Genomic DNA, 7248 nt, shown 5'->3' with positions numbered 1-7248 from the left:
CGACGTTCGCCGCCAGCGCGGGGCCGATGAGCGGGGCGATGACCATCGAGCCGACCACGACCGCCGGCGAGTCCGCCAGGAGCCCGGCGGTGGCGACGACGGCGCTGATGAGCAACATCGTGACGTAGATGGGAAACGCCGGCGTGAGCTCCTCGGCTTTCGTCCGGAGGACCTGCCGCGAGGTTCGCGACCCCTTCGTGCCGCCGTGACTGTGTTGGTCGAGGAGATCGTCGAACTGCTGGGAAATGACGGTCTCCGCGTCGATGACGACGACGCTCGCGTCGTCCCCGATTCCGGCTCGATGCAGTCGATCGAGAATCGGCTCGACGGCCCGCGTCGGGAGCGGGAACCGAACGACCGCCGCGAAGCCGCGGCCGCTCGTCTCGTCGCTGACGACGTAGTCGATCCCCTCGTCGTCGAGGACGTCGAGCACCGCCCGTCGGCGCCCCTTCGGAACCGTAACCTCGAGATATCGCATGGGAAGCCAACCACCGGCGGACGTATATAACGAATAAGCAGGCACGGTCCGGGAACCGAACGGGCAGGCACGGTCCGGGAACCGAACGGGCAGGCGCGGCCCGGGAACCGGACGGACCCGCACGGTCCGGGAAACGGACGAGCGGGCGCAGCCCGGGAGCCGAACACCGGTTCCCAGCGGGCGGGGACCGAGGGTGGAGAGCCGTCCGTCTCACCACGACCGGTCGAGCCGGTCGAGGAACGCGTCGATCTCCGCCGAGGTGTTGACGGCGTGGACCGACGCCCTGATCGCGTCGGGGGCCGGCAGCGATCGCACGACGATCCCCGCCTCGCGGAGGCGGTCGACGGTCGTCTCGGGATCGTCGACCGCGACGGTTACCAGCCCGGATTCCGGCGTATCCGGGCTCAACAGCCGGTCGTCCGGAATCCCGTCGACGAGTCGATCCGCTAGCCGCCCGATCCGGCGCTCGACGGTCGACAGCCCCACGTCATCGAGCGTCTCCATCGCGGCCTGGAGTGCGACGTGGGCCGCCGGATTGGTGGTGCCGACCTCGAGGCGCGCCGCGCCGGGTTCGAACTCGTAGGGCTGGGCGGTAGGCTGGACCACGCCCCGGTAGCCGATCGCGCGGGGATCGAGTTGGTCGACGACCTCGTCGCGGACGTAGAGGAAGCCGCCGCCCCAGGTGCCGAGCAGCCACTTGTGCCCGGCGGCGGCGACGAAATCGGCGCCCCACTTCCGGACGTCGAGGGGCAGCTGGCCGGGGGTCTGGACGGCGTCGACCAGCACCATCGCCCCGGCGTCGTGGGCGATCTCGACGAGTTCCCGGATCGGGAGCCGCGTGCCGTAGCTCCACGTGAGCGCGCTGACGGACACCAGCGTCGCGCCTCGGACGGCCTCGCGATACTGATCGAGGGCGAGACGCCCGCGCTCGCTCTCGACGACGCGGACCTCGACGCCCCGCCCCCGCTCCAGTCGTTGCCAGGGGAGGATCCCCGCGGGATGTTCGAGGTCGGTCCGGACGACTACGTCGCCGGGTTCCCACGCGAGCGCGCAGGCGATCCGGTTGATGCCGTCGGTCGTGCTCTGGGTGAGCGCGATTTCCGAGGGGTCGGCGCCCACGAACGCCGCGACCGTCGCGCGGACGTCCTCGTAGGCGTCGAACGCCGCAGTGTACATCCCCTCGCCGCCCGGCGCGTCGTACTCGTGGTGCTCGAGGAACGACTCGGCGGCCTCGACGACCGGGCGGGGACTCGGCCCGCTCGCGCCGAAATTCATGTAGGTGACGTCCTCGAGCGCAGGGATCGACGCGCGAAGGTCCTCGGGCGTCACCGCCGCTCACCCGCCTCCAGTTTTCCGCGGAGTACCTTCGCCGCCGTCAGGACCGGGTCCCAGACCGGGCTGAACGGCGGGGCGTACGCCAGATCGAGCGACTCGAGTTCGGGCACGGTCGCGCCGGCGTGCAGCGCTGTCACGACCGTGTCGATCCGCTTGGCGCCTTCGCGACCGACGACCGTCCCGCCCAGCACTTGCTCGCTCTCGCGGTCGGCCACGAGCGTGACGACGAGTTCCTCGGCGCCGGGATAGTAGTGCGCTCTCGTCGAGGCCGTGATCGTGACCGAAACGGGGTCGAACCCCGCCTCGCGGGCGGCTTCGTCGTCGACGATCCCGGTTCGGGCGGCGCCGAGTTCGAACGCCTTCACGATCGCCGTGCCGGCGATCTCACCGACTTGAGTCGGCGATCCGGCGATCGTCTGCCCGATCGCCCGACCCGCCCGGTTCGCCGTGAGCGCGAGCGGGACGTGGTCGGGTTCGCCGGTGACGACGTGCGTCGCCTCCGCGCAGTCGCCCGCGGCGAAGACGTCCGCGACGTTCGTCCGGCCGTACTCGTCGGTGGCGATCGCGCCGGTGGGGCCGAGCTCGATCCCCGCTGCGGTCGCGAGATCGACGTTCGGGGCGACGCCGACGCCGACGATCGCGACGTCCGCGGCGACCGTCCCGTCCTCGAGGTGGACCCGCTCGACGCGCCGATCGCCCTCGAACCCGTCCACGGCCGTGTTGAGGTGGAGATCGACTCCCTCGCTTTCGAGGTGGTCTTCGACCTCGTCGGCGACGGCCTCGCCGAACGGCTGGAGGACGTGGGGGAGCATCTCGAAGAGTGAGACAGAAAGTCCGCGGGCCGATAGCGCCTCGGCCATCTCGACGCCGACGTAACCCCCGCCGACGATCGCGGCGGAGTCGGGTGCGTGCGCCGCGACGTAGTCGTCGATGGCGTCCGCCTCGTCCATGTCGTGGATCGTGAACACGCCGTCGAGGTCGACGCCGTCGAACGGCGGCGTGACGGCACTCGCGCCGGTGGCGATCAGGAGCCGGTCGTACGGCTGGTCGAACCGGTCGCCGTCGACGTCGACGGTGACCAGCCGCTCGTCGGGCTCGATCGCGACGACCTCGTGGCCCGTCCGCAGGTCCACGTCGCGCTCCTCGACGAACGCCTCGGGGGTCACCGCGACGAGATCGTCGAGTTCGTCGATCGCCCCTTTCACGTAGTACGGCATCCCGCAGGCGGCGTAGGAGACCCACTCGCCTTTCTCGAAGACGACGACCTCGAGGTCCGGGTCGTCGCGTTTGGCCTTGCTCGCGGCGCTCATTCCCGCGGCGTCACCGCCGATTATCACGAACGTCTCGCCCATGGTCGAGCGTAGGAACCGCGCCGCCTTAATATTTCGTAGATATCGCAATACCGGCCAATATTGTCCTCGGTACGGCGTCACCGGTTCCGGATCGTTTCGCGTCCGCCCGCGACGGCGTCCTCGGCGGTGTCCCGGGCAGTTCGTCGCCGATCTCGATCAGCCGACGGTCAGCAGCGGACGGTCGACCCGACGGACGACCCGAGCGGTCGTGGAGCCGATCACCCGCTCCGTCCCCGCGGCGCGACCCCGGGTTCCCATCGCGACGAGATCGGCGTCGACGCCCTCGGCGTACTCCAGGATCGCCTCCTCCGGGCTCCCGCGGAGCACGTCGCCGGTGACGGAGAGCCCGCGGTCGCGAGCCTCCGTCGCGAGGTCGTCGGTGGCCCGTCGGCCGCCCTCCTTGAGCAGGCCGACGATGCTCCGCGGGGCGTCCCGGAGGTCGGCGATCGTCTCGTCGACGACGTAGATCGCGTGGACGGTGGCGCCGGCCAGCTCCGCGATCGAGAGCGCGTGCTCGGCCGCCCGGTCCGCGAACTCGCTGCCGTCGGTCGGGACCACCACGTCGTCGATCGCGAGCCGGAGGTCCGCGGGGACCGTGCGATCGTCGGTCGAGCTGACCGAGAGGACGGGGACGTCCGAGAGCATGAGCACGCGCTCGGTCGTGCTCCCCAGTCGGACTCGCTCGGCTCCTCGCCGGCCGTGGGTTCCCATGACGATCAGGTCGACGTCGTGCTCGCGAGCGTACTCGCGGATCGTGCGATGGGGCTCGCCGTCGGCGACCGCCTCGACGGTCTCGACGCCGCGATCGGCGGCGCGTTCCGCGACCGCCGCCGTGGCCGCACGTCCGCGCTGTTCGACGAACTCGCGCAGGTCGTCCCGCTGACCGGGGTCGAGGTCCGCGGGTTCGGCCGGGAATTCCAGGACGTGCAGGACGTGAACGGTGGCGTCGAACGCCTCCGCGAGCGAGAACGCCCGGGCGGTTGCGGCATCGGCGCCGTCGCTCCCGTTGACGGGAAGGAGGATCGTCTCGTACATCGAGTTCCCGGAGGTACGCCGGCGACCGGGATAAAAGGGGGCGTCGCATCGATGGTTCCGGGCCGCGGCGCGCGCTCGCAGCCGGTCGGTCGGTCGGTGGCGTCGAACGGCTCGCTATCGGGAGGACGCCACGATTATCGGGCCGGGTTCCGATAGGGACCCTATGGGAGAGCACATCCTCGTTCCCGTCGACGGCTCCAGTCCGTCCCGGGCTGCGGCCGCATACGCGTGCCAGCACTTCTCCGACGCGACCGTGACGCTGCTGTACGTGATGAACCCGATGGTAGACTACAGCCGACGGAAGGCGTTTCCAGGGTATCGGGCCGACGACGAGTACAAGAACGAACGAGAGAAGGGCGAGTGGGTCCTCGAAACGGTCCGCGAAGGGCTCCCGGACGACGTCACCGTCGAAACCGAACTGGCGGCCGGCGAACCGGCGAAAACGATCATCCGGCACGCCGACGAGCACGACGTCGACGGGATCGTGATCGGCAGCCACGGCCGAGAGGGGACCGCCCGCGTCCTGCTGGGGAGCGTCACGGAGACGGTGATCCTCCGGGCGGCCGTCCCGGTGACCGTCGTTCGCCCCGAGGAGTCCTCGGACGGGTAACGGGCCCCGCGCGGACGAACCGAGACCTCGTCTGCGGGCGGGCCCACGGCGTCCGACTCGATGTCACGACGGCGTGCAGGACCGTGACATCCGACGGGGCGGTTCCCCTCGATCGAGGGCTCGCCGATCGCAACGCGATGCAACCTCTTTACGCCTCCTCGCCGTCCTAACGGGTAGAACGGCGATCTACGAGGACGTCCCGATCCCGACCGACGGACGCGAGCAGGCCGACTGGCGATCCGCGAAGGCGTCGAACTCGCGGCGCTGAGCGACGCGACGGTGGACGCGGTGTACGCCGTCGAACCGATTCGCCTCGGCGGCTTCACGGCGGGGCCGAGGCCGCGAGCGCGGAGTGGAGAGACGTGATCGAGACGCAGCGAACCGAGGGCGAGGCGGCGGTCGGGGCGGTCGCCGACGCGGCCCGCGAGAAGGGCCTGGACGTCCGCACGAGCGTCCGGCACGGCAAGCCCGCCGCCGAGATCCTCGAGTACGTCGACGAGGCCGGCGTCGACGCCGTCGTGATGGGGACCCACGGCCGCTCGGGTGCGGGCCGACTCGTCGTCGGGAGCGTCGCCGAGACCGTCGTTCCCGAGAGTCCCGTCCCCGCGATGACGGTGCGGATAAGCGACGACTGAACCTCCCGGTTCCGGATGGGTCCGCTTCCCCGAACGACTGTCAAATCGTAGCAATGGTATATCCGCTCACACGTCGTTTCATAGAGTGGTGAGTACAATGAGCACAGTTACTACCGAATCCGGTACGGTCACTCGACAAGGCGGCTGGCGGACGCTCGCACTCGCGGGGGGCGCCGTCGCCGTCGTCGGACTCCTCGCGATCGCCCTCCCGTTCGCGACGGGCGTCGCGATCACGTACGTCATCGGGGCGCTGCTGTTGCTCGGCGGGCTCGTCCACGCCGGTCACGCGTTCACCGTACGAGGGTGGAAGCGGTCGTTCTGGCAGGGGACGCTGGCCGCCGTCTCGATCGTCGCCGGCGTCGTCCTGCTGGCGAATCCGATCGTCGGGCTCCTGAGCCTCACGCTCCTGGTGATCGCGTACCTGTTGGTCGACGGCATCGCGGAACTCTGGCTGAGCCTCCGCATGGGCGACGAGTCGGGTCGCGGCTGGATCGCGGCCAGCGGCGCGCTCTCGCTCGTCCTCGCCGGCGTCCTCTGGGCCGGATTCCCGATCGACGCGCTCTGGATCGTCGGCGTCGTCGTCGGCGTGAGTCTGCTCGCGACGGGACTCTCGATGATCGCCGTCGCCAACGTCGGCCGGCACGCCGACGAGCCAGAACGGACGCCCGGGACGGAACCTCGCGGCGTCTGAGTCAGCCATTTTGCCCGCAACGCCTGAGTCAGCCATTTTTGACCAGTTCCGATCGAGCGCGATCGGTCGCGAGGTGGAGCCGAATACCCTCGCGATCGCGGGCCGGGAGCGATCGGCGCCCGCCGACCCGTCAGTAGAGTGCGATCAACAGCGCCCAGACGAGGAGCGCGTGCCAGACGATCGCGACGGCCGCGCGGTGGGGCTCGCTCGCCGGCAGCGGCGGGTTCTTGAAGAGCGCGTGCCAGACGAGCGGGGTCGCGGCGAGGAAACTCACGGTTCGCGCGTCCCGCATCGGGACCGCCGTCAGCGCGCCGACGAGCCAGCCCGCCGCGAGGACCGCCGCGATGGCGAGCAAGATCTTGTCGTAGTACTCGACCACGGTCTCTCCACCTGGGGGCATTACGGGACGAAGGCGGATAGGAACCTCCCACGATCCCGGTCGGCGGGAACCACCCCTGGCCTACTTTTCGCTGGTCGGTCTACCTCCTAGCGGCGGATCGAACCGATCGTCCGTCCGGTGATTCCAATGAAGTACAACGAATTCGTCGGACAGGTACAGCACAGGCTCGAGCTCGCGGAGCTCGGGCCCGCGGTTCGGGCGACCCGGGCGGTCCTGACGACGCTCGGCGAGCGCCTCCACGAGGGCGAGGCGACCGACCTCGCCAGCCCGCTGCCGATGGAGATCGATCGCTACCTGACCGACGCCGAGCACGGACAGCGATTCGACTACGGGGAGTTCCTCGACCGGATCGCCGACCGGCAGGGCGAGGGCGTCGACCGCTCCGACGCGAACTACCACGCCCAGCGAGTCCTGACCGTCGTCGCCGAGGTCGTCCCGCCGGGGAACCTGCGGAAGGTCCGCGACGGGCTCCCGGAGGACTACGAGAAGCTCTTCGCGCAGGTCGACGCGGCCTCGCAGTGACCGAACCGGGCGACCCGTCGGCGGCCGAGAACGATGCGCGGTCGGGCGCCGCACCGTCGGAGCGGACGGCGTCGCGAACCGCGCGGAGCCCGTCCGGGTCGGCGGCGCCGCCGGGCCCGATCAGCCGGGTCCCGCGCTCGAAATCGGCGGCCCGTGACTGGTACGACGCGCTCAGCCGCTGGTACGACGT

At 70.4% G+C, this 7248-nt stretch carries 9 protein-coding genes; 4 read left to right on the top strand and 5 right to left on the bottom strand.

Annotated elements, in window-relative coordinates:
- From QZT59_RS15155 to QZT59_RS15140, 4 genes are all read right to left on the bottom strand, one after another.
- Positions 1-478, bottom strand: a 478-nt coding sequence (locus tag QZT59_RS15155; RefSeq protein ID WP_394348664.1) for a DUF389 domain-containing protein, incomplete at its 3' end; no start/stop codon positions are given.
- Positions 479-688: 210 nt separating this feature from the next.
- Entirely contained in the window at positions 689-1807 is a 1119-nt protein-coding gene (locus tag QZT59_RS15150) for an aminotransferase class V-fold PLP-dependent enzyme (RefSeq protein ID WP_290818265.1), read from the bottom strand.
- Entirely contained in the window at positions 1804-3165 is a 1362-nt protein-coding gene (locus tag QZT59_RS15145; protein WP_290818262.1) for an FAD-dependent oxidoreductase, read from the bottom strand. Before QZT59_RS15145 ends, QZT59_RS15150 begins: the two co-directional genes overlap by 4 nt.
- Before the next feature lie 156 nt (positions 3166-3321).
- The gene (locus QZT59_RS15140; RefSeq protein ID WP_290818259.1) at positions 3322-4200 is read right to left on the bottom strand and encodes a universal stress protein; all 879 of its coding nucleotides are present in this window, start codon (positions 4198-4200) and stop codon (positions 3322-3324) included.
- Positions 4201-4363: 163 nt separating this feature from the next.
- On the opposite strand from QZT59_RS15140, the gene QZT59_RS15135 reads away from it, so the two are divergent.
- From QZT59_RS15135 to QZT59_RS15125, 3 genes are all read left to right on the top strand, one after another.
- Positions 4364-4810 carry a universal stress protein gene (locus QZT59_RS15135; RefSeq protein ID WP_290818256.1) on the top strand — a complete coding sequence of 149 codons (447 nt, stop codon included), beginning with the start codon at positions 4364-4366 and terminating at the stop codon, positions 4808-4810.
- Positions 4811-5172: 362 nt separating this feature from the next.
- Complete coding sequence (locus tag QZT59_RS15130; RefSeq protein WP_290818253.1) at positions 5173-5445, top strand: universal stress protein; 273 nt, start codon at positions 5173-5175, stop codon at positions 5443-5445.
- A 97-nt stretch (positions 5446-5542) separates the two neighbouring features.
- Positions 5543-6136: a DUF308 domain-containing protein gene (locus QZT59_RS15125; RefSeq protein ID WP_290818250.1), complete on the top strand. Its 594-nt coding sequence runs from the start codon at positions 5543-5545 to the stop codon at positions 6134-6136.
- A gap of 130 nt (positions 6137-6266) precedes the next feature.
- Here the strand turns inward: QZT59_RS15125 and QZT59_RS15120 are convergent, their stop codons facing one another.
- Positions 6267-6515, bottom strand: a complete 249-nt coding sequence (locus tag QZT59_RS15120; protein WP_290818247.1) for a hypothetical protein — start codon at positions 6513-6515, stop codon at positions 6267-6269.
- A 147-nt stretch (positions 6516-6662) separates the two neighbouring features.
- Between QZT59_RS15120 and QZT59_RS15115 the strand changes: the two genes are divergently transcribed.
- Complete coding sequence (locus QZT59_RS15115) at positions 6663-7058, top strand: DUF2267 domain-containing protein (protein ID WP_290818244.1); 396 nt, start codon at positions 6663-6665, stop codon at positions 7056-7058.
- Positions 7059-7248: the final 190 nt, after the last annotated feature.

The organism is Halovivax sp., assembly GCA_007119345.1.
In the GTDB taxonomy this organism is placed as follows: Archaea; Halobacteriota; Halobacteria; order Halobacteriales; family Natrialbaceae; genus Halovivax.
Note: the sequence above shows the minus strand (reverse complement) of the source record. Positions and strands in the feature narration are given on the sequence as shown.